The following is a 25,443-nucleotide window of genomic DNA, read 5'->3' on the forward strand; positions in this document are numbered from 1 at the left end:
GAGATTCCGTGCACGCTCCAAGAAACACCTGATCCGGCATCCGCCAAAGGCCTCGGGTACGCGACGTTGCTGAAGTGCTCCGGCCTATAACAACAAGCACGACGGAGAATCCCCATGGCCGTACTCGACAGCATGTCCACCGGCAGTGCCCCGCACCACAGCGTCAGTCGAGAGGAGCGCAAGGTTATCTTTGCCTCGTCTCTCGGCACGGTGTTCGAGTGGTATGACTTTTATCTTTACGGCTCGCTCGCCGCGATCATCGCCAAGCACTTCTTCGCCGGGGTCAACGAGACCACGGCGTTCATCTTCGCCCTGCTTGCCTTCGCCGCCGGTTTTGCCGTGCGGCCGTTTGGGGCGGTGGTGTTCGGGCGGCTGGGGGACATGATCGGACGCAAGCACACGTTTCTGATCACGATCGTGATCATGGGTGTGTCGACGGCGATTGTGGGTTTCCTGCCGGCTTACGCGACGATCGGGGTCGCAGCGCCGATCATTCTGATTACCCTGCGGCTGCTGCAGGGGCTGGCGCTGGGCGGTGAATATGGCGGTGCGGCGACTTATGTGGCCGAGCATGCGCCAAAGGGCAAGCGCGGGTATTTCACGTCCTGGATTCAGACCACGGCGACGCTGGGGCTGTTTCTGTCGCTGCTGGTGATTCTGGCTTGCCGCACGGCGCTGGGCACCGAGGCGTTCGAGGCCTGGGGCTGGCGGATTCCGTTCCTGCTGTCGATCCTGCTGCTGGCGGTGTCGGTGTACATCCGTTTGCAGCTGAACGAATCACCGGTGTTCAAGAAAATGAAGGAAGAAGGTAAACACTCCAAGGCGCCGCTGACCGAATCCTTCGCCCGCTGGGACAACCTGAAAATCGTGATCATGGCCCTGCTCGGCGGCACTGCCGGCCAAGCGGTGGTCTGGTACACCGGGCAGTTCTATGCGCTGTTCTTCCTGCTGCAAACCCTGAAGATCGACCCGCAGACCGCCAACCTGCTGATCGCCGGTTCGTTGCTGATCGGTACACCGTTCTTCGTGATTTTCGGCAGTCTGTCCGACCGCGTCGGGCGCAAGGGCATCATCATGGCCGGGTGCATTCTGGCGGCGGTAACGTACTTCCCGATCTTCCACGCGCTGACCCAGTACGGTAACCCCGACGTGTTCGTCGCCCAGGAAAAGAACCCGGTCAAAGTGGTCGCCAACCCGGACCAATGCTCGTTCCAGTTCGATCCGGTGGGCAAGGCCAGATTCACCAGTTCCTGCGATCTGGCGAAGACCATTCTGGCCAAACGGGCGATTCCGTATGAAAACGTGGTGGCCGAACCGGGCACCGTGGCCCAGGTGCGCATTGGCGACAAAGTCATCGAAAGTTTCGAAGGCACTGCCATGCCGGCCGCCGACTTCAAGACCCGCAACGATGCCTTCACCGCCAGCCTCGGCACCGCATTGAGAGAGGCCGGTTACCCGGAAAAGGCGGACCCGGCCAAGACCAACTACCCGATGGTGCTGCTCCTGCTGACCGTGCTGGTGATCTACGTGACCATGGTTTATGGCCCGATTGCGGCATGGCTGGTCGAGCTGTTCCCGGCGCGCATCCGCTACACCTCGATGTCGCTGCCCTACCACATCGGCAACGGCTGGTTCGGCGGGTTCCTGCCGACGGTGGCTTTTGCCATGGTCGCGGCCACCGGGGATATCTACTACGGCTTGTGGTACCCGATTGTCATTGCGGTGATGACAGCGATTCTCGGCATCTTCTTCTTGCCGGAGACCAAGGATCGGGACATTCATCACAGTTGACCCAACTTCGCTCGATGCTGTGCGTGGCATTCATGCACAGCATCGAGCGTTGTCACATCGGCGTCATTCTCCCTTGGTAACGTCCCGGCGCCCTTATGCTCCCGACCATCAAGGTGACCTTCCCGGTGTATTCGAACCCGACACGCCAGACCATCATCCTCAGATCCGCCGATATGTCCTGCGACGACTTCGGCGCCTTGTTCTCCCGTATGTTCGGCAATCGTTACGGCGACACACCGCCACCGCCCAAGGACATCATCATCGGCGGCGTCTACGGGCGGCACGACGGGGTCAGTTTCCGGCGCATGCATTACCGGGGCGATTTCACCGTAGCGTTTCCCGAGCCCTACGACGAAATCACCTTTGTGATTCCCACCGCAGGCAGGATCATCCTCAACGATTGCGCCGAATCCCTCGGCATGCCCCGCATCGGGCTGGCCATCGACAAGGCGGATCTGCGCTCGATGCGTTTCGTCGACAATCACGCCCAGCACGGCATGTCGATCAGTCGTGTAGCGCTCACCGAACGGCTGTCGTCGCTATTGGGCCGACCGATCGCGCACAAACTGCATTTCGAGCCGAAGGTGGATCTCGACAGCCCGGCATTTCAGGGCATTCGAGCGTTGATCGACCTGGCCACCGGCAGCGAATTCGACTTGCTGTTGAACGCCGGTTCACTGATGCCATCGCGCCTGCGGGAAATGCTGGTGGACGCGGTGCTGGAAGCCTGGCCGCACAATTTCAGCGAAGCCCTGCGCCGGCCCGAAGCGTCGATTGCGCCACGGCATGTGAAACAGGCCATCGAATACATTCAGGCGCATCCCGAGCAACTGGTCAGCGGGACGGATCTGGCGGGAAGAGTGAACGTCAGTTTGCGGGCGTTGCAGGACGGCTTCCGGCGGTTTGTCGGGACCTCGATTGTCGCGTATCAGCGCCAGGTCAGGCTGGAGCGGGCCTGCGAAGCGTTGAAGCGAGGTTCGTCGTCATCGGTGACCGAAGTGGCCCTGCAATACGGCTTCAGCAATGTCGGCCGGTTCTGCCAATACTTTCAGGATGCCTACGGCGTAAGCCCCGCACAAATGCGAAAAGGACTGCGCTGAGGCAGTCCTTTTTCTTCACCTTCAAATGTTCAGAACTGATAACTGGCCTTGAGCCCGCCACTGAAACCGTGGCTGTCGCCCCCGCCGCTCGCGCCGACCTCGGCGCCCAGACTCAGCGCGCCCAGGCTGGCCATCAGGTTGACGCCGCCACTGAACTGATCGCGGTTGTCGAACGCCGCGCGTTGTTCGATATCCAGTCCCAGCAGATGCCCTTCACTGTCGACCTGCTGATCGCCCAGCACACGCTCGTAACCGAGCCGCACGCCCGGCACCAGTTGCCATGCGCCCGCAGACATCGGAGCGAACGAGACATCAAGATTGGCCACGGCGCTGCGACGGGTTTGCTGGAGGCCGTCGACATCGAGGGCCAGCTCGCTGCCCTTCTCCTGGAAACCCGAGAGGTCGAGACGGCTGACGCGCACGCCGAGGCTCGGCTCCAGAACCATATCGTTCATCGGCAGGCGATAACCCAGCGCCAGCGTGGCGCCGCTGAGATTGCCGTGGGTGTCGCCCTTCGCCGAACCGAGGTCGCCGCCGAGGTCACGCTTGCTGTCGTAGTCGATGTAACCGGCACTGAGATTGGCATCGGCAAACAAACCCCGTTCCAGACTGGTGAAGCCATAACGGGCACCCAGATTGAGGAAGGTGAAGTCGGTATCAGCCTCGCCGCCCGCCCCGCCGACGGTGCCCTTGCTGTAACCGATCCCGCCGCGCGCGCTGAGTTGTTCGGAGAAGCGCTGAGTGACGCCGACCATCAGGCCCTGAGTGTGTTCGTTGCTGCTTTGCGCACGGGCCGATCCGTCGGTGCCCAGGTAACCGGCGAGCGCGGTGCTCCACAAGCGGTACTGGCCGACCTTGAGGTCGGTGCCGCTGGCGAACGGCGCGGCGGCCTGCTCGATCATTGCGTTCTGACGCAGCAGGTAACTCGCCGCATCGGCATGCACCTGACCGCCGACGGTGGACTCGACACCGCCCAGAGTGCCGGCGTCGATGGCCGACTGCAGGTAGTAGTTGTAGGCGCTGTAGGTGCCCGACAGTTTGCTGCTCTGCAGGTCCTGCAACAGTTGCGCGCCGGCAGCGGCATTGCCGATCAGCCCTGCCTGACCGGGCAGGCTGTTGTATTCGACCATTTTGCCGCGCAGGACATAGATCGTTTCCTGAGACAGACCCAGGCCCTGCTTGAGGTAGTTGTCCATGCTGCCGTATTGCGCGGTCACCTGATCCAGGCCCGCTTGCAGGTAACTGGCCTCCACGCCCAGCAGCGGCGCGTAAACCGCGGCCATGCTCGGCGGCATCATCGCCAGTGTCCTGGCCACACGGGCGGCGGTGTAGTCGTTGGTCGCCAGGTAGTTGCTCATGATCGTGGCGTTGTCGACCCCGGCGATGCTTTGCAGCACGGCGGCTGCCCAGCCGGTGCGGTCCTTGCCGGCGGTGCAGTGGAACAGCGCGGCACCGTCGACGCCGGCCAGCTCGTTGAACAACACGCCGAGCTGGCGGCGCATGCCCGCATCACTGACAAAGGCGCGGTTGGTGTCCTGCATCATGACGACGGCATCGGCGGCGCTTTTGAACGAGACCGTGGTGATGTTCGCCCCCGAAGTGGTGGCGCCGATGATGTCGATGTTCTGATAGGTCGCGCCGCTGATCATCGTGTCCGGCGTGGCCGCGATTTCACTGGGGGTGCGCAAGTCATAAACGGCCTTGATCCCCAGCCCGTTGAGGGTCGCCAGATCCGACGCCGTCGGCGTCAGTGCATTCGAGCGATAAAACACACCGGCGCGCATCGTGCCGTCATGGGCCGTTGAGTAGGCCGTGGTGATACCGGCGACATCGCGGAAGTTGTCGATGCCCTGCAGGCGCGGGGTATCAAGGCTGGCCGCGTGAGCGGCGGCGATGGACAGACTCAGCACGGACAGCGAACACAGAAGACGTGGAAACACGATGCAGCCTCATTGAAAACCGGTTGGGCTGCCCACTCTCTACATCGGCAAGTGCCGGAATATGACAAAACGTCGGAAAGCGTAAATGGCCGCGCGATCTGTCCGGCGCACGCGCATTCTGTCCGTCGGGCCGGCTGAATCCCTGTGGAGATTTGACGTTTTTTTTGCAAGAGGCAGGGTAAAGTGCCCTCTCCGGCCATCCTGGAAACAGTCAATGAATCGCCAAAGTCCTCAAGACGCCGATGATGAAATCCTCCATCAGGCAGCTCACTGGTGCTTGCGCCTGCAAGACGAAACCTGCACGCCCGACGAACGCCAGGCCTTCCAGCAGTGGATTCAAAGCAGCCCGCGCCATGCCTTCGAGTACGCGAAGATGCTTGAAGTCTGGGAGTTGAGCGATCAATTGCCCGACGAACACGACACATCAAAAAAACGCAAAGCCACGAGCCTGCCATGCAGCTTCGAGGAATTTCAACGCAATCTGGCGCAACGCAATTAGCATCTTGCGGGGATCAATGTCAGCAGCAGACGGCGTCACTTGAAGCAACGCCTTGTCCTTGTTTCAGGGTTAGAATCCCCTCGGTTCGACTAACCCGTTTAAGGATGATCCCGGCATGTCCCCCCTCGACACTTCCCTGCAAGACACCGCCGCCCCCGACGGCGTCTGCTTCGGCTGCGGCAGCAGCAACCCGCACGGCTTGCACATCAAGAGTTTCTGGCATGAAGACGGCGTACACGTCATGGCCGAGCATGTGCCCGAGGCCAAATACTGCGGCTGGCCGGAGCTGGTCTACGGCGGGTTGATTGCGATGCTGGTGGACTGCCATTCCAACTGGACGGCGATGGCTTACCACTACCGCGCCGAAGGGCGTGAAGTCGAAAGCCTGCCGCGCATCAACTGCGTCACCGGCAATCTCGGCATCAAATTCATCAAGCCAACGCCGATGGGCGTGCCGCTGACGTTGAAGGCAAAAGTCGAAGGCGAAACCGGGCGCAAGAGCCGGGTGATCTGCGAGGTGTACGCCGGGGATGTGCTGACGGCGGTGGGTGATTCGGTGTTTGTGCGGGTGGATACCGGGCAGTTGGCGGCGGCCGCTCATGGGCGGAATGAAGACCGATGAGTACCAAAGCAATAAATATGGCACTGATTGTCGTCATCAGCCTGATGGGGGTTGGCACCCTGAATTGGCTGATGAACGAATCCTGGCTGATCGCCACGCAAGCAAGCGGCGAAGATGCGTTCTTGTATCTGATAATCGAGATTTTGCAGGCGGTGGCCATACACTCGGTGACAGTGGCATTCATCCCGCTACTGTTGGCGTTCTTTAGAAAAACACTCGCCAGTTATGTCGTGCTGATACTGATGCTGTCGCTCTACATGCTGCTTATCACCGGCATCAACGCAGTCGGTCCGGTCGTGGCCGCACTGGCGATTGCAGCTTTGGCCTATGCCGTGTTCACGAAAACCGCCAACCTGATCCGGTACTTCCGCGCGAAGTGATCCGACTCACGGTTTACCCGGAGCCACTGCCATGCCTGATCGCAAAATCATCATCCCCGAATCCATGAAGCCCATCGTCGAACGCGCCGGTTACGCCCCGGCGGTTCTGGTCGGCGACACGCTTTATTGCGCCGGTCAGGTTGGCCGGACGGCAGATCTGACAGTCATCGAAGACCCCGAGCAGCAATTCATCCGTGCCTGGGAAAACCTCGACGAAGTGCTGAAGGCCGGTGGCTGCACCTTCAACGATGTGGTGGAGATGACCACTTATCACGTCGACATGAGCCTGCACATGCCGGTGTTTCGCGAAGTGAAGAATCGTGTGTTCCCCAAAGGCTTCTGCGCCTGGACCTGCGTCGGCGTCAGCGAACTGGCCCATCCGGGGCTGCTGGTGGAAATCAAATGTGTGGCCGTGCGCAGGCGGGCTATACCTGTGTAGTGCTTTTCATCACTACCGCGAGGCGTTGAACCATGGACTTGACCCTCTACTACCATCCGTTGTCGTCCTACTGCCACAAAGCGCTGATCGCCCTCTACGAGCACGGCGTCGCCTTCGAAAAGCGCCTGATCGACCTGTCCAGCGAGGCCGAACGGGCCGAGTTGCGGGCGTTATGGCCGCTGGTCAAATTTCCGGTGCTGCAGGATCGCGGGCGTCAGCGCAATGTGCCGGAATCGAGCGTGATCATTGAGTATCTGGATCGCTATCACGCCGGAGCCGGCCACCTGATCCCCGACGATTGGGACACAGCGCTGCAGGTTCGCCTCTGGGACCGTTTTTTCGACAACTACGTGATGACGCCGATGTCGCAGATCGTCGCCGACCGCATCCACAATGCAAACGCCGATCTGAGCAGCCAGCGCACCTTGCTGAACACCGCCTACGACATGCTGGAAAACCAGTTGGCGACCCACCCTTGGATCGCCAGCCCGGCCTACAGCATGGCCGATTGCTCCGCCAGCCCGGCGCTGTTCTACGCCAGTACGCTGGTGCCGTTTGGCGCTGACCGCCCTCGCCTCGGCGCTTATTTCGAGCGACTGGTGCAGCGCCCGTCTTTCAGCCAGGTGATCGATGAAGCCAAACCGTGGTTTGACTTCTATCCCTTCGCCGAAGCGCTTCCCCAGCGGTTTCGCTGAGCAACCGCTTCACGCCGGCTGGTGACTGGTCACGCAGTGAATCCCGCCACCGCCGGCGGCGATGGCGTCGATGTTGATCTGTACCACGTCGCGGTTCGGGTAGAGCTGCTTGAGAAAGTCGAAGGCCTTCTTGTCGGACTCCTTGTCGCCGAACTCCGGGGCGATGACCGCGCCATTGATGACGAAGTAGTTGATGTAACCGGCCGCGAAGTCGTCGTTGTTCTTGTTGAACTTGGTCTTGCGTGGATTCAGCGGCGGCGACACGGTGTGGATCTGCAGCGGGCGACCGTCGGCATCGGTGGCCTTCTTCAGAATCTCCAGGTGCGCCAGCGTGACCTTGTTGTCGTAGGAACGCGGGTCGGTATCAAGGTTGGCGATCACCACGCCGGGCTTGACGAAGCGCGCGTAGAAATCGACGTGGGCATCGGTGATGTCCTTGTCCTTGATACCCGGCAGCCAGATGATTTTGCGCAGGCCCAGACGCGCCTTCAGTTCCGCCTCGACATCGGCCTTGCTCCAGCCGGGGTTGCGGTTTTCGTTGACCCAGCAGCTTTCGGTCATGATCCCGGTGCCGTGACCATCGACTTCGATGCCGCCGCCCTCGCCCACCAGTTCACTGCGGATGTAGGTCGCTTGTGCATCCTGCGCGACGCGTCCGGCGATTTTCGCGTCTTTGCCGTGCTGCTGTTTGTTGCCCCAGCCGCTGAAATTGAAGTCCACCGCGCCCAGGCCATTCTTGTCGTCAATGACGAAGTTGGCGCTGATGTCGCGCATCCAGATGTCATCGAGGTTGGCGATCTGGTAGGTGATGTTGGACGTGCCGCAAATCTCTTCGGCCAGGCTGCGTTCGCTGCTGCGGCAATAAATGGTCAGCGGCTCGTAGCGGGCAATGGCGCGGGCAATCCGGCCCAGTGCCTCCTGGACGTCTTCGGTGAAGTCTTCCCAGATTGCGTCCTGCGCGCCGAAGGCCATGTAGGCGCGTTCATGTTTGTCGCCCTCGTCGGGCATGAACCAGCGACCTTCGCTGGCCGCCAGCACCCGCGCCGGCGAGAGGCCGAGGCCCATGACGGCAGCGCCTGCGCCGGCGGCAACTGAAACCTGTTTGATGAACTCGCGACGAGTGGGCATGTGTAGCTTCCTGATGGGTAAGGGGCCGCCGAGGCGGCCCGGAAAAATCACTTGGCAGTGGCGGTCTTGAACTTGGTCCAGGTGCGCATGCGGGCACGCATGTCGGCCTGGGGAATGTCCTTGCCCGGTATCAGACGAGCATAGGTCGCCTCGTCGAGGTAGATGTCCGGGTTGTTGCGCATGGCCTCATCCACGTTTGGCCGGGCCTTGGCGTTGGAGGTCGGGTAACCGGTGAAATTGCTGATCGCAGCCATGTTCTCCGGGCGCATCACGAAGTTGATGAATTCGTAGGCGTATTCCGGGTGTTTGGCGTCGACCGGAATGGCCATGGTGTCCATCCACACCGTGGTGCCTTCACGGGGCACGCGGTACTGGAAGCGGGTCTGCTTGCCGGCGCTGTCCGAGGTGCGCTGGGCCTGGGTCATGTCGCCGCTGTAGCCGAGGGACAGGCACAGGTTGCCGTTGACCAGGTCGGTCACCGGTTGCGACTGGAACTTGCGAATGTACGGCCGCAGCTTCATCAGCAGATCACTGGCCGCCGCCAGGTCCGCAGGCTTGGCGCTGCGCGGATCGCGGCCCAGGTAATTGAGCACCACCGCCAGCACTTCGTCCGGGGAATCGATCATCGAAATCCCGCAATCAGCGAACTTCGCGGCCAGCTCCGGTTTGAACAGCATGTCCAGGCTGTTGACCGGCGCATCGGCCATGCGTTGTTTGATCTGCCCGGCGTTATAGGTCAGGCCGATGGTGCCCCAGGTGTAGGGCACCGTGGCCTTGTTCGAATGCTCGTAATGGCTGCGCAGTTTTTGCAGGCCCGGCTCGATGTCGTTCATCGCCGTGACCTTCGACGGATCCAGCGGCAACAGGCTGCCGGCTCGCATCAGGCGCTCGGCCACGGTGTCACCTGGGAAGATCAGGTCGTAACCGCTGCCACCGGAGAGCATCTTGGCCTCCAGGGTTTCGCTGCCGTCCATCACGTCGTAGATCACCTTGATCCCGGTTTCGGCAGTGAACTTGCTCAAGGTGTCTTCGGCGAAATAGTCCGCCCAGTTGTACAGGCGCAAAGTCTTGTCTTCAGCATGTACGGCAGGCATCAAACCGGCCAGCGCCAGACCCAGAGCACCCAGCAACCACTTGCGTGAAGTGTGCATATCAGACTCCTTGAGGATTCCAGCGGGCGTGAAGGTGACGGCCGTCCTGACTCAACAACGCGCCATACATTTCCGGGCGACGATCGCGGTAGATGCCCCAGCTCAGGCGTTCTTCGCGCATGGCCGAAAGATCCAGGCTCTGCACCAGCACGCCGGTGCTGGCGCGGTCGGCTTCGACGAGCATTTTTCCCTTGTGGTTGCAGATGAAAGAGGAGCCGTAGAAATTCATTTGCAGCGTCGCATCGCTGCCGGCCACTTCACGGCCAACTCGGTTGGAGGCGATCACCGGCAGCAGGTTGGCAGCGGCGTGGCCACGCATGGTCATCTGCCAGTGGTCCCGCGAATCCAGATCGGCGCAGCCCGGTTCAGAACCGATAGCCGTCGGGAACAGCAGCACTTCGGCGCCCATCAAGGCCAGGCTGCGGGCGGTTTCCGGGAACCACTGGTCCCAGCAGATGCCCACGCCGAGGCGACCGAACGCGGTGTCCCAGACTTTGAAACCGGTGTCGCCGGGGCTGAAGTACTCCTTCTCCTGATAGCCGATGGCGTTGGGGATGTGAGTCTTGCGGTACACACCCAACAGGCGCCCGTCGGCATCCGCCACGCTCAAGGAATTGAAGTAGGCGTTGCCGGCCTTCTCGTACCAGCTCAGCGGCAGCACCACACCGAGCTCACGGGCCAGCGCGGCGAAGCGCGACAGCACCTGACTGTCACGGTATTCCTCGGCCAGCGCCATGTGGTGGTAGCTCTGTTCGATGCAGAAGTACGGCGTGGCGAACAGCTCCTGCAACAGGATCACTTGCGCGCCCTGCGCCGCCGCTTGACGCACCAGCTGCTCGGCGCGGTCGAGGTTGCTTTTCAGGTCCCAGGTGCACGGCATCTGGGTGGTGGCGACTTTGAGCATCGTCATCGATCAACCCTCCACCGGCCAGGCTGGCTGCTGCTGGGTGATGCAATGCACACCGCCGCCGCCATGGGCCAGATGATTGATCTGCACCGGCACCACTTCACGTCCGGGGAACGCCTTGGCCAGGGTTTGCGCCGCGACATGGTCGGCCTCGATACCGTAGGCCGGCATGATGATCGCGCCGTTGGCGATGTAGAAGTTGGTGTACGAGGCGCAGAACACTTCCGCTTCGGTGTCCACGGCATCAGTGGCTTCATATAGCTCGATCAGCTCGAATTGGCGGCCCCGGGCGTCGGTGGCCAGCTCCAGTGCGCGGCGATTTTCCCGCGCGACTTCGGCGTACACCGAACCGCGATCATGGGTGGCATCCACCAGCAACACACCGGGGCGAGCGAAAGCGCAGACGCCATCGACGTGGCCGTCGGTCATGTCGCCGGTGACGTAATCCGGATCACCCGGCAGCCAGATGGTCTTCTTCACGCCGAGCAGACGGCTGAAGATCTCTTCCATTTCGGCCTTGCTTACGCCGGGGTTGCGGTTGGGGTTGAGCAGCACCGATTCGGTGGTGATCAGCGTGCCCTCGCCGTCCACATGAATTGCGCCGCCCTCGTTGCTCAACGCCGTGCCGAAGCACTCGCCGCCCAGATGATTGAGCACCCGGCGGGCCAGGCTTTCGTCAAGGTCGTGGGCCGACTTGCCGCCCCAGGCGTTGAAACGCCAGCTCACCCCGGCCAGACCTTGCTCCGGATGAACGACGAAACTCGGGCCGGAGTCGCGGCACCAGCTGTCGTTGACGGCCAGCGGAATCAGTTCGATGTTCGGCCCGCACAAGGCTTTGGCACTGGCGATGGCCGACGGATCGACGACCATTTTCACCGGTTCGAACCGGGCGATGGCATTGGCGACGCGGGCGAAATCTTCCTGCACCAACGGCAGGGTCACGCGCCAGCCCGACTCCCACAGGGCCTTGTTGTGGGGCCAGACCATCCAGGTCGCGGCGTGCGTTACCCACTCTGCCGGCATCATCCAACCGCTGTTGTTGTTTTTGTTCTGCTGCATGGTAAAAAGCCCTTTGAGTTAAGCCATTGTGTTCAATGGAAACAGCCTTGGCGGCGTTGACGTGCATGCTAATGGCGGCCTGAAGGGCAAACAAACGATGGATTTAGCGGAAAACTGATTAGAGGAACTTATCGATCATGCTGAAACACTGGCCACCCCTCAGCTCGTTGCGCGGCTTCGAAGCGGCCGCCAGATTGGGCAGTTTCCACAAGGCCGCCGAGGAACTGAGCCTCACGCAGTCGGCCATCAGCCAACAGATCCGCAGTCTTGAGGCTTACCTGGAGCAGCCGCTGTTTTTCCGCAGCGGACGCAGTGTGGCGCTGACCGACGCCGGCCACGATCTGCTCAGCACCACCCAGGCAATGCTGCAGCAACTGTCGGTGGGCATCCGGCGACTGGGGCAATACCAGAAGCCCAATCAACTGGTGCTCAACACCACGCCGGCGTTTGCCCGGCACTGGTTGCTGCCACGGCTGGGAGACTTCCGCCGTCAGCACCCGAAGGTGGACCTGTGGATTTTCAGCACCGATGAAGTGCCGGACATGGCGACCCAGACCATCGATCTGGCGGTGCGCGACGACATCAGCTCCCAGGCCGAATGCAGCTTCAAGGTGCTGCACGCCGATCGGCTCTACCCCGCGTGCCACCCGAGCCTGCTGACGGTGCCGCCGGCTGAACGCACCACCCTGCACGGCGAGCGGGAGATGGACTGGAGCCATTGGGCGGTAGAGGCTGGAATCGATATCGGGCAGCAGGAACAGGGGCTGAACTTCTCCGACCCGGGCCTGCTGCTGGACGCGGCTTGCTCAGGTCTCGGGATTGCGCTGGTCAGCCAGTTGCTCAGCCGCCAGGCACGGGAAAACGGATTGTTGCAGCCATTGGTGGAGCAGACCATTCGCGGCCCGAACTGGGCCCTGTTGACCCACCGCGACAGTGAAAACGATCCCATGGCCCGCCGTTTCACCGAGTGGTTGCTGGCGAACCTGGGCGATCCATGACCGGTGCGTGGCGGGCCATCACCTCGGCGATCCAGTCGATGAACACTCGCAGTTTGCGGCTGATGTGGCGGTTCGGCGGGTACGCCACGTAGAGCGGCATCGGATCGAGGCGCCAGCCTTCGAACAGTGGCACCAGATCACCGCTCGCTTCGTGCGCTCTGGACATGTACCTGGGCAGCCACAACACGCCCAGCCCCGCGAGGCCCGCCGCCAGATAGGCATTGCCGTCATCAACGGCGAGCACATGGCGCCCCTTGATCTGCAGATCTTCGAGTTCGTTGCGCAAAGCGTAAGGCACGGGTTTGCCGGTACGCGCCCAGAGAAACCCGACCACCCGGTGATGAGAGTCTTCCAGTTCACGAGGATGCTTCGGCGTGCCGGCCCGGGCCAGGTAACTCGGCGCGGCATAAACGCCCAGTTGCAGATCGGCGACCTTGCGGGCCATCAGCGACTGATCCCGCAACTCCCCGCCGCGCACCACGCAGTCGACGTTTTCATCAATGATGTCGACGATCCGGTCACTGACGCCCATATCGATCTGGATCTCCGGGTAACGCGCGCAAAACTCGGGCAGCGCCGGCACCAGAATCAGATTGGCCAACGGGCTCGGCACATCGACCCGCAAGCGCCCCTTGGGCTGGGCTGCCGCACCGGGAAGGCTGGTTTCGGCATCGTCCATGTCCGCCAGCAATTTGATCACCCGCTCATAGTAGGCCGCGCCGTCCTCCGTGACGTTGACCTTGCGTGTGGTGCGGTTGAGCAATTTCACTCTCAACCGCGTCTCCAGTTGCTGGACGAGTTGGGTCACGGTGGTCTTGCTCATGTGCAGCGTCTCGGCGGCTTTGGTGAAACTGCCCGCCTCCACCACCCGGGCGAAGGCCTGCATCGCATCAAAACGGTCCATATCCAACCTCTAATGGCGGCTCGATTGTTTGGCTATCCCGAACAGTGAACGCCAAGGTTGCGCGTTTATCGGGCCGATGCAAGCCCCTAGAGTTTCTCCATCGCAGGTTTTCAACCCATTGAAGGAGACACCCCATGACCAGAACCCAGCCAAAACGCGATGTGGTTTTCCCGCCTGGACGTCATGCCCTCTACGAGCGCAATCGTTATTCGCCAGCGGTGCGTTCCAACGGTTTCCTGTTCGTTTCCGGACAGGTCGGCAGCCTGGAGGACGGCTCGCCCGAGCCGGATCTGAAGCAACAGGTGCGACTGGCCTTCACTAACCTCAACGCGATTCTCGGCGCGGCCGGCGGCAGCTTTGATGACGTGGTGGACGTGACCGTGTTCATGGTCGACCCACAATCGACCTTCGAAACCATCTGGGAAGTGGTGCCGGAGTTCTGGGGCGAGGCGCCGCACCCGACCATTACGGCGGTCGGCGTGACGTGGCTGTATGGCTTTCAGTTCGAGATCAAGGTGATTGCCAGGCTCCCGGAATGACCTGATATCGCGTCGATTTGCAGCACGGGCCGGCAGTCTTCAGACTGTCGGCCCGCATTCCTCTTGCAATCCATCGCCATGCCCGACACCTTGCTCAAGCCCAGTCTCCCCGGCATCGCCCTGCGCCGCTGGCGTGTGCTGCACCGCGTCAAGCAAAGCCATGCCGCCGAGTTTTTCAAGGTCACCCAGTCGACGATTTCCCGCTGGGAAAGCGGTGTGCAGGCGATGGATCCGGACGCCCATTTTCAGCATGAACGGTTGCTCGCGGCACGCCTCGACAGCGCCGACGACCTGGCCGGGCTCGATGTGCTGAAAGTCCTGAAGATGTGCGTCATCCACGACCTCGGCGAGGCCATCAACGGTGACATTCCGGCGGTCGATCAAGTCGGTATTCCCGACAAGGGCGAACAGGAACGCAACGACTTGCTGCTGCTCACCCGTTCTCTGGACGACGCGCTGAGAAACGAAATCCTCGCGCTCTGGGACGACTACGAAAACGCCGGCTCCCCCGAAGCCAAAGCCGTTAAGGCGCTGGACAAGCTGGAAACACTTTTACAACACACGCAAGGCAGGAATCCGCCAGACTTCGACTATGGCTTCAACCTGGCCTACGGCAAGCAATACACCAGTGCCGATCCGCTGTTCGAAACCCTTCGGACCCTGATCGACCGTGACACCCGAGAACGCATGAAAACAAACATAACAATCCGCAACGAACGCCTCGAAGACATCGACGCCATCGCCCGAATCACCGAAGCCGCCTTCCAGCACGAAGAACACTCCAGCCACACCGAACAATTCATCGTCGACGCCTTGCGCCGGGCCGGCCAGCTCAGCGTTTCGCTGGTAGCGGTGGAGAACGATACGGTGGTCGGCCATGTCGCCATTTCACCTGTGACGATTTCCTCCGGCGCTCAAGGCTGGTATGGCCTGGGCCCGATCTCCGTGTGCCCGACCCGCCAGCAACAAGGCATCGGCTCGGCGCTGATGAAAGCCTCGCTGGCGCAGTTGCAGCGCATCGGCGGCGTTGGCTGCGTGGTACTGGGTGATCCTGGCTATTACGCTCGCTTCGGCTTCAAGGCCCACGCCGGTCTGGAGTTGCCGGGGATTCCGGCGGAGTACTTTCAGGCGTTGGCGTTTGGTGGGGAGTTGCCGGTGGGCGTGGTGAAATATCACGAGGCGTTCGAGGCTACCAAATAGCGCCTCATCGTTTTGCATTGCTCACATTTCGTGTTCAACGGCTTCACCAATGCGCGCTTGATGCAGGTTCTGCGATCAACAATTCTGTCAGTACGTTGTTTTGCACTGACAGAAAAGAGCCTGCGCCATGCCCAGCCCGAAAACCCTGTACCAGAAACACATCGATAGTCACACGGTCTGCACCCTCGACGATCAGGGCCACGTGCTGCTTTACATCGACCGCCAGGTCGCCAACGAATACACCAGCCCGCAAGCCTTCAGCAGTTTGCGCGACGCCGGGCGCAAGGTCTGGCACCCGGCGGCCACGCTGGCGGTGGTCGATCATGTGAACCCCACGGCGCCAATCCGCATCGCGACCATGCCCGACGCCGGAGGCGCGCGACAGGTGTCGTATTTCGAAGAGAACTGCCGCGACTTCGGCATTGAGCTGTTCGATGTGCTGGACAAGCGCCAGGGCATCGAACACGTCGTCGCACCGGAACAAGGCTTCATTCTGCCGGGCATGGTGGTCGCGGCCGGCGACAGTCACACCACCACTTACGGCGCGCTGGGTGCGTTCGGTTTCGGTATCGGCACCTCGGAAATCGAGCACCTGCTGGCCACGCAAACTCTGGTCTACAAACGCCTGAAAACCATGCGGGTGACGGTCCATGGCGAGCTGGGTGCGGGAGTCACGTCAAAGGACATCATCATGGCCCTGATCGAAAGGATCGGTGCTTCGGGGGCCACCGGTTATGCCATCGAATTCACCGGCCCGGCGATCAGCGACCTCAGCGTCGAAGCACGCATGACCATCTGCAACATGGCCGTGGAGGCCGGCGCCCGTGGGGCGTTCATGGCACCGGACGACAAGGTTTTCGCCTATTTGCAACTCAAGCCGCGTGCACCGAAAGGGGAAGTCTGGGCGCAGGCGGTCGAGCGCTGGAAAGACCTGCACAGCGACCATGGCGCGGTGTTCGACAGTGAAGTCAGCCTCGATGTCTCGGCTCTGGAACCGATGGTCACCTGGGGCACCAGCCCGGATCAGGCCGCCCCGGTCGGCGGACGAGTGCCGGACCCGGCCAGCCAGCCCGACCCGATTCTGCGTCAGGGTCTGCAACGGGCTCTCGATTACATGGGATTGAAACCCGGCACGCCGCTGAACGAGGTGGTCATCAGTCATGCATTTATCGGTTCCTGCACCAATGCGCGGATCGAAGATTTGCGTGACGTTGCCCGCGTGGTGCGCGGCCAGCGAGTCGCGGCTCATGTGCGGGCGATGATCGTGCCCGGCTCGACGCAGGTGCGCGATCAGGCCGAAGACGAAGGGCTGGCGCAGATCTTTCGCGACGCCGGTTTCGAGTGGCGGCAATCGGGCTGCTCGATGTGCCTGGCGATGAACGACGATGTCCTCGCGCCGGGGGATCGCTGCGCCTCCAGCACCAATCGCAATTTCGAAGGCCGTCAGGGCGCCGGTGCGCGCACCCACCTGATGAGCCCGGCGATGGTCGCGGCGGCGGCCATCACCGGCCATTTGACTGACGTTCGTGCCTTCGCGCCGGGAGTTTGAGCCATGCAACCGTTCACCACCATCAGCGGCAGCGCCGCGCCGTTTCTGGCGGCCAACATCGACACCGACGTGATCATGCCCAAGCAGTTCCTCAAGGGTATTGATCGTCAGGGGCTGGATCGAGGGCTGTTCTTCGATCTGCGCTTTCTGGCCTCGGGTGAACCCAATCCCGACTTCGTGCTCAATCAGCCCGCCTGGCAAGGCGCGGCGTTTCTGGTGACCGGCCCCAACTTCGGTTGCGGTTCCAGCCGTGAACACGCGGTGTGGGGCTTGAAACAAGTGGGGATCCGGGCGCTGATCGGCACCACGTTCGCCGGGATCTTCTACGACAACTGCCAGCGCAACGGCGTTTTGGTGATTCAGCTCGATGCCGCGCAGCTCAAGCAGGTCGCCGAAGTCATCAGCGTGCCGGCGACTACGCAGATCCGCGTGAATCTGCCCGGGCAGACCATCGAACTGGCGGACGGCACACGGATCGCTTTCGAGATCGACGCGCTGCGCAAACAGTCACTGTTGTTGGGGCTGGACGCCATCGGCACAACGCTGCAACGGGCCGGGCAGATTCGCGCCTTTGAAGCGCGGCATCTCGCGGAAAATCCCTGGCTGGGCTGAACAAAAAAAACGGGGGGCTCACTGAACCACCCGTTTTTTCATTCGACGGACAGGTCGCGGAAATACTCTTCGAGAAACTCCACACACACCCGCAGCTTGGCCGACTCGCTGAGCCGCGTCGGGTAAACGGCCCAGACGTTGGCGCTCTGGGTGTAGTCCGCGAGCACTTGCACCAGTCGCCCCTGTTCGAGCATCGGTCTGACGTCCCACATCGAACGCAACAGGATCCCGCCGCCGCTCAGGGCCCATTCCATCACGATTTCGCCGCTGTTCGAGGACAACGGGCCGCTGACCCGCACCGATTCCTCTTGTCCGTCCCTGGTGAGCTCCCAAATGCCGAACGCATTGTTGCGTTCCTTCAGCACCAGGCAATCGTGGTCCTGCAGATCTGCAAGGGTTTGCGGCGTGCCCCGGCGCTCAAGGTACTCCGGCGTGGCGCACAGCACCCGCCGGTTGCTCACCAGTTTGCGCGCCAGGTGCTGGCCCGGCAGGTCATCGCCAACGAGGATTTCCAGGTCGAAACCCTCGCCCACCAGATCAACCACACGGTCGAACACGTCCAGACGAATATCGAGCTTCGGGCACGCTCGTGACAGCTCACTGATGGCCGGCGCCACGTGATTGCGGCCGAAACCGAAGCTACTGCAGATGTGCAGCGAACCCGCCGGCTGGTGCCGGGCCTGGGCAATTTCGCCGAGGAAATCATCGAAATCCCCCAGCAGCTTTTCTGCCCAGATCCGCACCCGCTCGCCATCGTCGGTCAGGGCGAGGCGCCGGGTGGTGCGATGCAGAAGTTGTGTGGAGAGCGTGGTTTCGAGCACCGCGATGCGTTTGCTGACGTAGGCCGGCGAAAAGCCCAACTCATCGGCGGCGCTGGCAAAGCTGTTCTTGCGGATGACGGTGAGGAAAACCTTGAGGTCTTCGGGCAAGGGAAACGGATCACGATTCGTGTTCATACAGCGCGCTTACTCACTGCCTGCTTCATGATTCGCGCAGGATAGCAGCGACCATGACCGTTCGGCGCTTTTTCTGGCAGGCCCGGACAAACAGGGCTAGGGTTGCGTGGCTGGCGATATGCTGGCCACTTGGCAAAAGTCCATCGACGAACGCCATCGGCAGCACTGGAAGAAAAATCAGGGATGGTTTTTGTGCTTGCGGGTTAATGCACTCTTGATGAGTGAACAACCTATCCCTGTGTTTCGTTGCTTTCTATCAAGGACAGAAAGATGACCAACGTACAGGCGAACTTCTCTTGCCCTCTGCCACGGCAGACGCGCCTTCCGATTCCGGACAGCAGAGCGGACGGTTTCGGCTGACGCCCGCGGCGTCGGCGCCCCCTTCAATTACCACGAATAAACGGATCCGGACGGATCAGGCGTTCACTTCGCCGCGAGTCACTGTCGCCAGTGATTCCCGGTGCCGGTAGTTGCCTGCCTGTCAGGAAAGGCTCCCCTTTTGCCTGAGGGGGGACGTTCGGTAACCACCACAAGGAAACCCTCGCCATGACTGGTTCAAAACACAACATGCCGCCCTACGGCGTTGCCATCCAGGACGCGATTTCGGGAGGCGATCTGCAACAGATGAAGACTTTGTTGAAGCAACGCGATTCGACAAAGCCGGAAGCGAAGGAGCTGCAAACCGCGTACGAAAAACTGGCCAGAGAAGTGTCCCGTCTGGATAAACACTAAGGCCATTACTCACTTTGCAATGGAGGCAAATCACATGTCAGTCACTCAGCAAAATGTCGGTCTGTTCCCCGTGTGCTACAGGATCGGCACGGGCCAGCCAGGCGCGCAAAGCCTTGCACTGAATCTGCTGGTGTCCACGCCACAGCAGCATGTCACCGGCACGGCCGCCGTGACGCAGGCCACCAATCCGCCGCTCGACATCGATTCGGATGTCTGGGGTGAATACACCTACCTGACGGTCATGAAGCCCGGTGTCAGCAAGATCCTGATCACCGCACAGGGCAATCACGGCGGCCCTGGTTCCAACGCCATCATCAACTTCAAGATCCATCTGGTGGTCGGTACCGACTGGCGCGAAGGTGTGGCCAACTATGAATATTTCGACGGCCAACGCTGGCACGAACTGAACAACGTGCCCGCCCATCTGGTGGAGGTGCAATCGAAAGTCTTCCAGCCCTTCCATCCGGGCCCTGTCATTCAACCGCACAAACCGGTCCTGCCGCTCTATGCCGCACCGATCCAGACAGCCATTGCCAGCGGCGATCTGGCCCAGATGAAAAACCTGTCGGGACTTGCCCGGCAGCAACTGGAGCAATTGCCGCAATTGCGCATCGCGGTGGACGCCGCCAAAAAAGAAATCAGCCGCCTGCAAAGCCATTGATCGGCTATTGGAACCCATACATTCACAAGGGAGCAGCATCATGTCGATCGGACTTTTTCACACCCGCCTCATCGCCAGCAATTCCCTGCTCGGCGCACCGGTTCTGACCCTCGATATCGTGGTCGATACCGTCCGCAAAAAAGTCAGCGGCGTGGCCAGCGTCTTTCAAAGCACCTGGCCGCCAGTCAACTTCCATGCCCGGGTCTGGGGCGATTACTCCGAGGCCAGGCTGACGCCGTCGGCCGAGAACTACATCATCCTCACCCTCGACGGCAGCCCGAGCGGTCCGCTGAGCCAGATCGCCCAGACCTTCCACCTCAAGGGCATTCTGAACGACTGGACCAGCGGTTTTGTCGATTACCGCTACAGCGAAAACGGCCAGTGGCATGACGTGCGCCACGTCGCCGTGCATCAGGCGCCCAGTGTCGAGCCACAGCCGCCGGAGCATCACGTTCACCCTCTGTATGCCGTAGCCGTGCAAACGGCCCAGGCCAGCGGTGATCTGGCGCAACTGAAAACAGCGGTGCAACAGGGCGAGCAGCAACTGGCGCACGAAGGCGCCTTGCGCAGTGCCCTTGAGCAACTGAACGCAGAAATCGCGCGTCTGGAAGCACGCTAAACCGCACGTCCCGGGCGAGGTCACTGCCGACCTCGCCCGGTCTTGCGGCGAATCGAGATCAGTCCAATCGTGCCGCGCACAGGACCGTGCGCAAGGATCTCCCATGACAGACACCCGCCCTGCCCGCTACCTCAGCGACACCGATCTCAAACGCTACGTGCCGGTGCACGTGGTCTGGGAAATCACCCTGGCGTGCGATCTCAAATGCCTGCATTGCGGCTCGCGCGCGGGGCATCGACGCCCCGATGAACTCAACACCCGCGAATGCCTCGATGTCATCGATTCCCTCGCTGCCCTCGGCACCCGCGAGATCACGTTGATCGGCGGCGAAGCCTATTTGCGCAAGGACTGGACCCAACTGATCCGGGCCATTCACGACCATGGCATGTACTGCGCCATCCAGACCGGCGGACGCAACCTGACCCCGGCGAAAATGCAGGCGGCGGTCGATGCCGGGCTCAACGGCGTCGGAATTTCTCTGGACGGGCTCGCGCCCTTGCACGACAAGGTGCGCAACGTGCCCGGCTCGTTCGACAAGGCGGTCGACACCCTGCGCCGAGCCAAGGCGTCCGGGCTGGCCGTCAGCGTCAACACGCAGATCGGCGCAGCAACTCTGCCTGACTTGCCGCAGTTGATGGACACCATCATCGAACTGGGCGCCACACACTGGCAGATCCAGATCACCGTGGCCATGGGCAACGCCGTGGATCACCCGGAACTCTTGCTGCAACCCTATCAACTGCTGGAAGTGATGCCGCTGCTCGCCCGGCTGTACCGTGAAGGCGTGGATCGCGGCCTCCTGATGAACGTCGGCAACAACATCGGTTATTACGGCCCTTACGAGCATTTGTGGCGTGGTTTCGGTGACGAGCGCGTGCACTGGAGCGGCTGCGCGGCGGGCCAGACGGTACTGGCGCTTGAAGCCGACGGCACGGTAAAAGGTTGCCCGTCGCTGGCGACCGTCGGCTTCTCAGGCGGCAACGTGCGCAACATGAGCCTGCACGATATCTGGCACTACAGCGAAGGCATCCACTTCGGTCGCCTGCGCTCGGTCGACGATCTGTGGGGCTACTGTCGCACCTGCTATTACAACGATGTCTGCCGGGGTGGCTGCACCTGGACGTCGCACTCATTGCTGGGCAAACCCGGCAACAACCCGTACTGCCATTACCGCGCCCTGGAACTGCAGAAACGCGGATTGCGCGAGCGCATTGTCAAACTCGAAGACGCTGCGCAACGCTCCTTCGCCGTCGGCCGTTTCGACCTGATCACCGAACGCATCGACACCGGCGAGCAGGTCAGCAGCGTCAGCGACAGTGGCCAGGTGATCAAACTGGCGTGGATCAATCAGGGCCAGAAATCGCCGGAGGAAGGACGCATCCCCGTGCAACTGGCGCTGTGCCGCAGCTGCCTGCAATACATTCATCCCCACGAATCGATCTGCCCGCACTGCCATGCCGATGTGGCCGCCGCCCAGGCGCGTTATCTGACAGACCGAGCGCGGCAGCAGGCGATTATGAATACCTTGACCGGACTGTTGGGAATGGAGCCGAGCCGGTTGGGATGAAACAAGGTTCAGGCGTCCGCGCCTTTTGGGGCGCCTGGATCGGTCATGCCCGCTGAAAATCCGTGTTTTCTCCCCTTCCGGAAATAAGTAGCTGTTTTCCATGAAATTTATTTGATTCAGGGGTTCCCAGAACGCAAGAGCGCTGGTAAAGTGCCGCCCACTGTTGCAGAGGTCCTCCCGGGACTGAACACAATAGCTACAGGGGCGTCGCCAAGCGGTAAGGCAGCAGGTTTTGATCCTGCCATGCGTTGGTTCGAATCCAGCCGCCCCTGCCATTTTCTTCCTCGTTTCACCCTCCTCCGCTTCACCTCTGCCTCCACGGCAAATCACTTTTTTGAATTCAACGTAATCGCCGAACGCACCAGTGCTTTCAGTGCCGCTGCATCGATCCTGTCAGTTTCGTGAACATCGATCGCCCGCCGGGTATTGCCTTCCAGACTGGCATTGAACAGGCCTGCCGGGTCTTCCAGCGCCGCGCCTTTGGCAAACGTCATTTTCACCACAGCTTTGTAGGTCTCTCCGGTGCAGATGATGCCGTTGTGTGACCAGACCGGAACGCCCCGCCACTTCCACTCCTCGATGACCTCCGGATCCGCCTCGTGAATGATCGCGCGGATCTCGGCCAGTTTCTGGCCGCGCCAGTCATTCAACTCGTTGATTCTCGCGTCGATCAGCGCAGAGGGATTCTCGGTCGCCGTGCCGCTGCTGTCCTTCTTCATCTCCTGGTTCTCCCGAAATACCTTTGCGCTATCCAGCGTAGCGCCGACGGCAGCAAACGCCGGGCAAAAAAAGCCCCGCATGGCGCGGGGCAAGAAATTGGTTGGTTGCGGCCAACCAAAGGAGCATCGTCAAAAGCGTTGAGCGTCAGGTGTTACAGGCACTCCTGGGCGGCCCGTTCAAAACTCGATGGAAGGAAACTCGACGCCAGCAAATGGCGCTCGTACAGAAACACCTTGCCACCGCCCTGCGCCTTGTAGGCTTCCAGCACGTTGTCCGCCGACACTTTGCTCGGCACCACGATCCGGTAGCTGCGCTGGGTCTGGGAAACCGTCGGGTTCATCGCGCTGTGCTGCAGTTTCGGCACCACACATTCGGCGTACTGGGCCGGGGTCTTGTGGGTCTGCAAGGTCAACGTCGGGTCATTCGGCGCAGAGGCGCAAGCGGTCAGCAGCAAAGCGGCAGAAGCCATGGCAGGGATAAAAAAGGCGCGCATGGATAACATCCTGAAAATAAAAGTTTCGGTTCTCAAGCAACGTCAGCGTCACGGGCGCTGCCGTTGCGATGTCTGATTCGGGTGTTCAGCCAGCGCTCACCAGGGCCTTGAGCGAATCATCGAATTGCTTCAAGGCGCTGAATTGCAGGTCGCGTTGCTGTTCGATCCGGGCGGCGATCTCGGGCGCTGCCTTGTCGTGAACCCACACCGACGGCATCTGTTTTTCCACCGCACCTTCGGCCTTGCCGATGTATTGCAGGTTGGCGTCGTAGAACCGGGCGGCGAATCGCGCTTCGACCTGACTGTTGCGTTGCGTCAGCAAGCGGTTGTGGGTGTCGAGCATCACCACCACGTCGGGATGCGCCTGAAGCAATGAATCCAGGTTGTCGTAGACCGTCACCGAGAGAAACTGCTGTTGCAGCGAACTCATCAACCAGTCGATGGCCAGTTCCGGGTCGGAGCTGTTGACGAATGCCTCGCGAATCCGCGCATCGAGCGCATCCTTGGCACCGTTCACCGCCACATCGTGGTAACGCTCGAGGTATTGCAGGTTGTCCAGGGTGTTTTCGCTGTACAGCACTCCCACGGTTTGCGAGTGCTGCAATCCGCTGCCAGCTGCGCCGATGGGCAGAAAATGGCACGAACCGGCGTCGGCTGCGTAAGTCGGTGCAGTGGTGGCTACCCCGCCCATCAGCAGGGCGACCAAAGCCAGTCGGGTCAAAGTCTTCATCGCGCAAATTCCTTGAGCTGCGTTTCGATGGAGGCGATTTTCCGCCTGTCGGCCGCAAAGCAGAACTTGCGTTTCTTGATGGTCACTATTACTTGAAGCAATAGTTGCGCAGCGTGCAGACTGCGGCACACTCGATCACAACGAAAACAAATGAGGATTTTCCGTGCGTACCTTTGATCTGATCCGCGATGCCGTCCTGCCCGAGTTCCGCGACCGGGTGGCCGAATACCTCGTCGAATACGAAAACGTGCTGGGACAGTCAGCGGACGACTCGGAGTCGGTACGGGCCGTGGCCAATCAGCTGCGCGGTTATCTGCGCGGCCTCAACACCACGCGGGTGCTGGGCATGGCGGACTGGGAAGAACTCGATCGACGCGTGCTGGACACCTGGCTCGCGCCTGCACGATGACCCGCTAGACTCTTCAGGCTGCGTCCGCAGCGCCAGACCTGGAGGTGTCCGATGAGCAATAACACCGAACCCACTGCATTTACCGGCTGGGCCGCCACCGCGGCCGGTGCGCCGCTGGAGCGTTACAGCTACGATCCCGGTCCGCTGGGAGAGGAAGAAGTCGAAGTCGCCGTGGAGTATTGCGGCGTCTGTCACTCCGACCAGTCACTGATCGACAACGATTGGGGCATCAGCCAGTACCCGTTCATTCCCGGTCACGAAGTGGTTGGCCGGATCGTGCGGACGGGCACGCAGGTTCGCGGCCTGGAAGTCGGCCAGCGGGTGGGGATCGGCTGGTACAAGGGCAGTTGCATGCATTGTTCTTCGTGCATGGGCGGCTCCCATCATCTCTGCACGACGGTGCAACCGACGATCATCGGCAGCAACGGTGGATTTGCCGACCGCGTCCGTGCACATTGGGCCTGGGCTACCGCGATCCCTGACGGACTGGATCCGGCCAAGGCCGGGCCGCTGTTTTGTGCGGGCTCCACCGTGTTCAATCCGCTGGTGCAATTTGGCATCAAACCCACTGATCGAGTCGGTGTGATCGGCATCGGCGGCCTGGGCCATCTGGCGCTGCGTTTTCTCAATGCCTGGGGTTGCGAGGTCACAGCCTTCACTTCCTCACTGAGCAAACAGGACGAAGCCAAACGCCTCGGCGCCCACAAGGTCGTTGCTTCCACCGACAGCGACGCGCTCAAGGCCATTGCCGGAACGCTGGATTTCCTGCTGGTGACCGCCAACGCCAACCTCGACTGGACCGCCATGCTCGCGACGCTGCGCGGCAAAGGACGACTGCATTTCGTGGGGGTTGTCCCGGATGCGATTCCGGTGCACGTGTTCAACCTCATTCCCCAGCAAAAGTCCTTGTCAGCCTCGCCGGTGGGTTCGCCCACCACCACAGCGACCATGCTCGAATTCTGTGCCCGCCATCAGATCCTGCCGCAGGTGGAGGAGTTTCCGATGAGCAAGGTCAATGAAGCTGTTGATCATCTGCGCAGCGG

General features: G+C 61.3%; 28 protein-coding genes, 1 tRNA gene and 1 pseudogene. 20 read left to right on the forward strand and 10 right to left on the reverse strand.

All coding sequences use genetic code 11. From position 1 onward, the window contains the following. Nucleotides 1-114 precede the first annotated feature (114 nt). Together ACK6BI_RS27420 and ACK6BI_RS27425 are read left to right on the forward strand one after the other, a co-directional pair. On the forward strand, nt 115-1,791 hold the full coding sequence (locus ACK6BI_RS27420) for an MFS transporter (RefSeq protein ID WP_409319584.1): 1,677 nt from the start codon (nt 115-117) through the stop codon (nt 1,789-1,791). A gap of 95 nt (nt 1,792-1,886) precedes the next feature. Further along, a complete protein-coding gene (locus ACK6BI_RS27425; protein ID WP_409319585.1) occupies nt 1,887-2,891 on the forward strand; it encodes an AraC family transcriptional regulator in 1,005 nt (334 codons plus the stop codon). Between the two features lie 29 nt (nt 2,892-2,920). Here ACK6BI_RS27425 and ACK6BI_RS27430 read toward each other — a convergent pair whose 3' ends face one another. Next, entirely contained in the window at nt 2,921-4,831 is a 1,911-nt protein-coding gene (locus tag ACK6BI_RS27430) for a tyrosine-protein phosphatase (protein ID WP_409319586.1), read from the reverse strand. A gap of 214 nt (nt 4,832-5,045) precedes the next feature. Between ACK6BI_RS27430 and ACK6BI_RS27435 the strand changes: the two genes are divergently transcribed. The 5 genes from ACK6BI_RS27435 to ACK6BI_RS27455 all read left to right on the forward strand — a co-directional run bounded on the left by ACK6BI_RS27435 (nt 5,046) and on the right by ACK6BI_RS27455 (nt 7,466). Next, the gene (locus ACK6BI_RS27435) at nt 5,046-5,330 is read left to right on the forward strand and encodes a FecR/PupR family sigma factor regulator (RefSeq protein ID WP_409319587.1); all 285 of its coding nucleotides are present in this window, start codon (nt 5,046-5,048) and stop codon (nt 5,328-5,330) included. 115 nt (nt 5,331-5,445) lie between these two features. Then, nucleotides 5,446-5,952, forward strand: a complete 507-nt coding sequence (locus ACK6BI_RS27440) for a PaaI family thioesterase (protein ID WP_409319588.1) — start codon at nt 5,446-5,448, stop codon at nt 5,950-5,952. Next, nucleotides 5,949-6,332, forward strand: coding sequence for a hypothetical protein (locus tag ACK6BI_RS27445; RefSeq protein WP_409319589.1), 384 nt, complete (start codon nt 5,949-5,951; stop codon nt 6,330-6,332). The genes ACK6BI_RS27440 and ACK6BI_RS27445 overlap by 4 nt, the downstream gene beginning before the upstream one ends. A gap of 31 nt (nt 6,333-6,363) precedes the next feature. Next, nucleotides 6,364-6,771: a RidA family protein gene (locus ACK6BI_RS27450; RefSeq protein WP_409319590.1), complete on the forward strand. Its 408-nt coding sequence runs from the start codon at nt 6,364-6,366 to the stop codon at nt 6,769-6,771. 32 nt (nt 6,772-6,803) lie between these two features. Continuing rightward, on the forward strand, nt 6,804-7,466 hold the full coding sequence (locus ACK6BI_RS27455) for a glutathione S-transferase family protein (protein WP_409319591.1): 663 nt from the start codon (nt 6,804-6,806) through the stop codon (nt 7,464-7,466). Between the two features lie 9 nt (nt 7,467-7,475). On the opposite strand, the gene ACK6BI_RS27460 is transcribed toward ACK6BI_RS27455, so the two are convergent. Genes ACK6BI_RS27460 through ACK6BI_RS27475 form a run of 4 tightly spaced genes read right to left on the reverse strand, consistent with a single transcriptional unit; the run spans nt 7,476 to nt 11,711 of the window. After that, nucleotides 7,476-8,594 (reverse strand): agmatine/peptidylarginine deiminase, encoded by a 1,119-nt coding sequence (locus ACK6BI_RS27460; RefSeq protein ID WP_409319592.1) that lies wholly within the window; start codon nt 8,592-8,594, stop codon nt 7,476-7,478. Between the two features lie 47 nt (nt 8,595-8,641). Next, the gene (locus ACK6BI_RS27465; RefSeq protein ID WP_409319593.1) at nt 8,642-9,745 is read right to left on the reverse strand and encodes an extracellular solute-binding protein; all 1,104 of its coding nucleotides are present in this window, start codon (nt 9,743-9,745) and stop codon (nt 8,642-8,644) included. A 1-nt stretch (nt 9,746) separates the two neighbouring features. Then, nucleotides 9,747-10,655, reverse strand: a complete 909-nt coding sequence (gene aguB / locus ACK6BI_RS27470; RefSeq protein ID WP_409319594.1) for an N-carbamoylputrescine amidase — start codon at nt 10,653-10,655, stop codon at nt 9,747-9,749. A 3-nt stretch (nt 10,656-10,658) separates the two neighbouring features. After that, on the reverse strand, nt 10,659-11,711 hold the full coding sequence (locus ACK6BI_RS27475) for an agmatine/peptidylarginine deiminase (protein WP_409319595.1): 1,053 nt from the start codon (nt 11,709-11,711) through the stop codon (nt 10,659-10,661). A 137-nt stretch (nt 11,712-11,848) separates the two neighbouring features. On the opposite strand from ACK6BI_RS27475, the gene ACK6BI_RS27480 reads away from it, so the two are divergent. Continuing rightward, complete coding sequence (locus tag ACK6BI_RS27480) at nt 11,849-12,709, forward strand: LysR substrate-binding domain-containing protein (RefSeq protein ID WP_409319596.1); 861 nt, start codon at nt 11,849-11,851, stop codon at nt 12,707-12,709. On the opposite strand, the gene ACK6BI_RS27485 is transcribed toward ACK6BI_RS27480, so the two are convergent. Beyond that, complete coding sequence (locus ACK6BI_RS27485; RefSeq protein WP_409319597.1) at nt 12,672-13,613, reverse strand: LysR family transcriptional regulator; 942 nt, start codon at nt 13,611-13,613, stop codon at nt 12,672-12,674. The genes ACK6BI_RS27480 and ACK6BI_RS27485 overlap by 38 nt on opposite strands. 134 nt (nt 13,614-13,747) lie before the next feature. Between ACK6BI_RS27485 and ACK6BI_RS27490 the strand changes: the two genes are divergently transcribed. The 5 genes and pseudogenes from ACK6BI_RS27490 (at nt 13,748) to leuD (ending at nt 17,513) form a co-directional block, all read left to right on the forward strand. Next, nucleotides 13,748-14,152: a RidA family protein gene (locus ACK6BI_RS27490; RefSeq protein ID WP_409319598.1), complete on the forward strand. Its 405-nt coding sequence runs from the start codon at nt 13,748-13,750 to the stop codon at nt 14,150-14,152. 78 nt (nt 14,153-14,230) lie between these two features. After that, nucleotides 14,231-14,842, forward strand: a pseudogene (locus tag ACK6BI_RS27495) (HD domain-containing protein); the annotation flags it as partial. Then, on the forward strand, nt 14,840-15,352 hold the full coding sequence (locus ACK6BI_RS27500) for a GNAT family N-acetyltransferase (protein ID WP_409319607.1): 513 nt from the start codon (nt 14,840-14,842) through the stop codon (nt 15,350-15,352). The pseudogene ACK6BI_RS27495 and the gene ACK6BI_RS27500, both read left to right, overlap by 3 nt. Nucleotides 15,353-15,479: 127 nt before the next feature. Then, nucleotides 15,480-16,901, forward strand: coding sequence for a 3-isopropylmalate dehydratase large subunit (gene leuC / locus ACK6BI_RS27505; RefSeq protein WP_409319599.1), 1,422 nt, complete (start codon nt 15,480-15,482; stop codon nt 16,899-16,901). Nucleotides 16,902-16,904: 3 nt separating this feature from the next. Next, nucleotides 16,905-17,513 (forward strand): 3-isopropylmalate dehydratase small subunit, encoded by a 609-nt coding sequence (gene leuD / locus ACK6BI_RS27510; RefSeq protein ID WP_409319600.1) that lies wholly within the window; start codon nt 16,905-16,907, stop codon nt 17,511-17,513. Between the two features lie 38 nt (nt 17,514-17,551). Here the strand turns inward: leuD and ACK6BI_RS27515 are convergent, their stop codons facing one another. Then, the gene (locus ACK6BI_RS27515) at nt 17,552-18,469 is read right to left on the reverse strand and encodes a LysR substrate-binding domain-containing protein (protein WP_409319601.1); all 918 of its coding nucleotides are present in this window, start codon (nt 18,467-18,469) and stop codon (nt 17,552-17,554) included. A gap of 546 nt (nt 18,470-19,015) precedes the next feature. Here ACK6BI_RS27515 and ACK6BI_RS27520 point away from each other — a divergent pair. The 5 genes from ACK6BI_RS27520 (at nt 19,016) to ACK6BI_RS27540 (ending at nt 22,323) form a co-directional block, all read left to right on the forward strand. Further along, nucleotides 19,016-19,201 (forward strand): DUF1843 domain-containing protein, encoded by a 186-nt coding sequence (locus ACK6BI_RS27520; protein WP_065261302.1) that lies wholly within the window; start codon nt 19,016-19,018, stop codon nt 19,199-19,201. Nucleotides 19,202-19,235: 34 nt separating this feature from the next. Then, nucleotides 19,236-19,862 carry a DUF1842 domain-containing protein gene (locus ACK6BI_RS27525; protein WP_065261301.1) on the forward strand — a complete coding sequence of 209 codons (627 nt, stop codon included), beginning with the start codon at nt 19,236-19,238 and terminating at the stop codon, nt 19,860-19,862. Between the two features lie 40 nt (nt 19,863-19,902). Continuing rightward, nucleotides 19,903-20,481 (forward strand): DUF1842 domain-containing protein, encoded by a 579-nt coding sequence (locus ACK6BI_RS27530; protein WP_409319602.1) that lies wholly within the window; start codon nt 19,903-19,905, stop codon nt 20,479-20,481. A gap of 103 nt (nt 20,482-20,584) precedes the next feature. Then, nucleotides 20,585-22,048 (forward strand): GDL motif peptide-associated radical SAM/SPASM maturase, encoded by a 1,464-nt coding sequence (locus ACK6BI_RS27535; protein ID WP_409319603.1) that lies wholly within the window; start codon nt 20,585-20,587, stop codon nt 22,046-22,048. A gap of 200 nt (nt 22,049-22,248) precedes the next feature. Continuing rightward, nucleotides 22,249-22,323: transfer RNA gene (locus tag ACK6BI_RS27540), tRNA-Gln, on the forward strand. Nucleotides 22,324-22,374: 51 nt separating this feature from the next. Here ACK6BI_RS27540 and ACK6BI_RS27545 read toward each other — a convergent pair. The 3 genes from ACK6BI_RS27545 to ACK6BI_RS27555 form a co-directional block, all read right to left on the reverse strand. Continuing rightward, entirely contained in the window at nt 22,375-22,767 is a 393-nt protein-coding gene (locus tag ACK6BI_RS27545) for a DUF1801 domain-containing protein (protein ID WP_409319608.1), read from the reverse strand. A 152-nt stretch (nt 22,768-22,919) separates the two neighbouring features. Continuing rightward, nucleotides 22,920-23,261 carry a hypothetical protein gene (locus ACK6BI_RS27550; RefSeq protein ID WP_409319604.1) on the reverse strand — a complete coding sequence of 114 codons (342 nt, stop codon included), beginning with the start codon at nt 23,259-23,261 and terminating at the stop codon, nt 22,920-22,922. Between the two features lie 85 nt (nt 23,262-23,346). Continuing rightward, nucleotides 23,347-23,991, reverse strand: a complete 645-nt coding sequence (locus tag ACK6BI_RS27555; protein ID WP_065261296.1) for an ATPase — start codon at nt 23,989-23,991, stop codon at nt 23,347-23,349. Between the two features lie 163 nt (nt 23,992-24,154). Here ACK6BI_RS27555 and ACK6BI_RS27560 point away from each other — a divergent pair, with 163 nt between their 5' ends. Together ACK6BI_RS27560 and ACK6BI_RS27565 are read left to right on the forward strand one after the other, a co-directional pair. Further along, nucleotides 24,155-24,400 (forward strand): hypothetical protein, encoded by a 246-nt coding sequence (locus ACK6BI_RS27560; protein WP_409319605.1) that lies wholly within the window; start codon nt 24,155-24,157, stop codon nt 24,398-24,400. A 51-nt stretch (nt 24,401-24,451) separates the two neighbouring features. Next, nucleotides 24,452-25,443: NAD(P)-dependent alcohol dehydrogenase (locus ACK6BI_RS27565; RefSeq protein WP_409319606.1), on the forward strand; the 992-nt coding region annotated here is incomplete at its 3' end.

Origin of the sequence: Pseudomonas sp. KCJK9016 (assembly GCF_046231795.1) — a bacterium.
Taxonomy (GTDB): Bacteria; Pseudomonadota; Gammaproteobacteria; order Pseudomonadales; family Pseudomonadaceae; genus Aquipseudomonas; species Aquipseudomonas bananamidigenes.

What these genes read in the sequence shown, in the direction of transcription:
- ACK6BI_RS27445 (WP_409319589.1), top strand. Translation starts at nt 5,949, where the DNA reads ATGAGTACCAAAGCAATAAATATGGCACTGATTGTCGTCATCAGCCTG.
- ACK6BI_RS27545 (WP_409319608.1), bottom strand. Translation starts at nt 22,767, where the DNA reads ATGAAGAAGGACAGCAGCGGCACGGCGACCGAGAATCCCTCTGCGCTG.
- ACK6BI_RS27515 (WP_409319601.1), bottom strand. Translation starts at nt 18,469, where the DNA reads ATGAACACGAATCGTGATCCGTTTCCCTTGCCCGAAGACCTCAAGGTT.
- leuD (WP_409319600.1), top strand. Translation starts at nt 16,905, where the DNA reads ATGCAACCGTTCACCACCATCAGCGGCAGCGCCGCGCCGTTTCTGGCG.
- ACK6BI_RS27480 (WP_409319596.1), top strand. Translation starts at nt 11,849, where the DNA reads ATGCTGAAACACTGGCCACCCCTCAGCTCGTTGCGCGGCTTCGAAGCG.
- ACK6BI_RS27460 (WP_409319592.1), bottom strand. Translation starts at nt 8,594, where the DNA reads ATGCCCACTCGTCGCGAGTTCATCAAACAGGTTTCAGTTGCCGCCGGC.
- ACK6BI_RS27485 (WP_409319597.1), bottom strand. Translation starts at nt 13,613, where the DNA reads ATGGACCGTTTTGATGCGATGCAGGCCTTCGCCCGGGTGGTGGAGGCG.
- ACK6BI_RS27520 (WP_065261302.1), top strand. Translation starts at nt 19,016, where the DNA reads ATGACTGGTTCAAAACACAACATGCCGCCCTACGGCGTTGCCATCCAG.
- ACK6BI_RS27450 (WP_409319590.1), top strand. Translation starts at nt 6,364, where the DNA reads ATGCCTGATCGCAAAATCATCATCCCCGAATCCATGAAGCCCATCGTC.
- ACK6BI_RS27490 (WP_409319598.1), top strand. Translation starts at nt 13,748, where the DNA reads ATGACCAGAACCCAGCCAAAACGCGATGTGGTTTTCCCGCCTGGACGT.
- ACK6BI_RS27555 (WP_065261296.1), bottom strand. Translation starts at nt 23,991, where the DNA reads ATGAAGACTTTGACCCGACTGGCTTTGGTCGCCCTGCTGATGGGCGGG.
- ACK6BI_RS27550 (WP_409319604.1), bottom strand. Translation starts at nt 23,261, where the DNA reads ATGCGCGCCTTTTTTATCCCTGCCATGGCTTCTGCCGCTTTGCTGCTG.
- ACK6BI_RS27525 (WP_065261301.1), top strand. Translation starts at nt 19,236, where the DNA reads ATGTCAGTCACTCAGCAAAATGTCGGTCTGTTCCCCGTGTGCTACAGG.
- leuC (WP_409319599.1), top strand. Translation starts at nt 15,480, where the DNA reads ATGCCCAGCCCGAAAACCCTGTACCAGAAACACATCGATAGTCACACG.
- ACK6BI_RS27535 (WP_409319603.1), top strand. Translation starts at nt 20,585, where the DNA reads ATGACAGACACCCGCCCTGCCCGCTACCTCAGCGACACCGATCTCAAA.
- ACK6BI_RS27530 (WP_409319602.1), top strand. Translation starts at nt 19,903, where the DNA reads ATGTCGATCGGACTTTTTCACACCCGCCTCATCGCCAGCAATTCCCTG.
- ACK6BI_RS27435 (WP_409319587.1), top strand. Translation starts at nt 5,046, where the DNA reads ATGAATCGCCAAAGTCCTCAAGACGCCGATGATGAAATCCTCCATCAG.
- ACK6BI_RS27455 (WP_409319591.1), top strand. Translation starts at nt 6,804, where the DNA reads ATGGACTTGACCCTCTACTACCATCCGTTGTCGTCCTACTGCCACAAA.
- ACK6BI_RS27500 (WP_409319607.1), top strand. Translation starts at nt 14,840, where the DNA reads ATGAAAACAAACATAACAATCCGCAACGAACGCCTCGAAGACATCGAC.
- ACK6BI_RS27475 (WP_409319595.1), bottom strand. Translation starts at nt 11,711, where the DNA reads ATGCAGCAGAACAAAAACAACAACAGCGGTTGGATGATGCCGGCAGAG.
- ACK6BI_RS27420 (WP_409319584.1), top strand. Translation starts at nt 115, where the DNA reads ATGGCCGTACTCGACAGCATGTCCACCGGCAGTGCCCCGCACCACAGC.
- ACK6BI_RS27465 (WP_409319593.1), bottom strand. Translation starts at nt 9,745, where the DNA reads ATGCACACTTCACGCAAGTGGTTGCTGGGTGCTCTGGGTCTGGCGCTG.
- ACK6BI_RS27425 (WP_409319585.1), top strand. Translation starts at nt 1,887, where the DNA reads ATGCTCCCGACCATCAAGGTGACCTTCCCGGTGTATTCGAACCCGACA.
- ACK6BI_RS27440 (WP_409319588.1), top strand. Translation starts at nt 5,446, where the DNA reads ATGTCCCCCCTCGACACTTCCCTGCAAGACACCGCCGCCCCCGACGGC.
- aguB (WP_409319594.1), bottom strand. Translation starts at nt 10,655, where the DNA reads ATGACGATGCTCAAAGTCGCCACCACCCAGATGCCGTGCACCTGGGAC.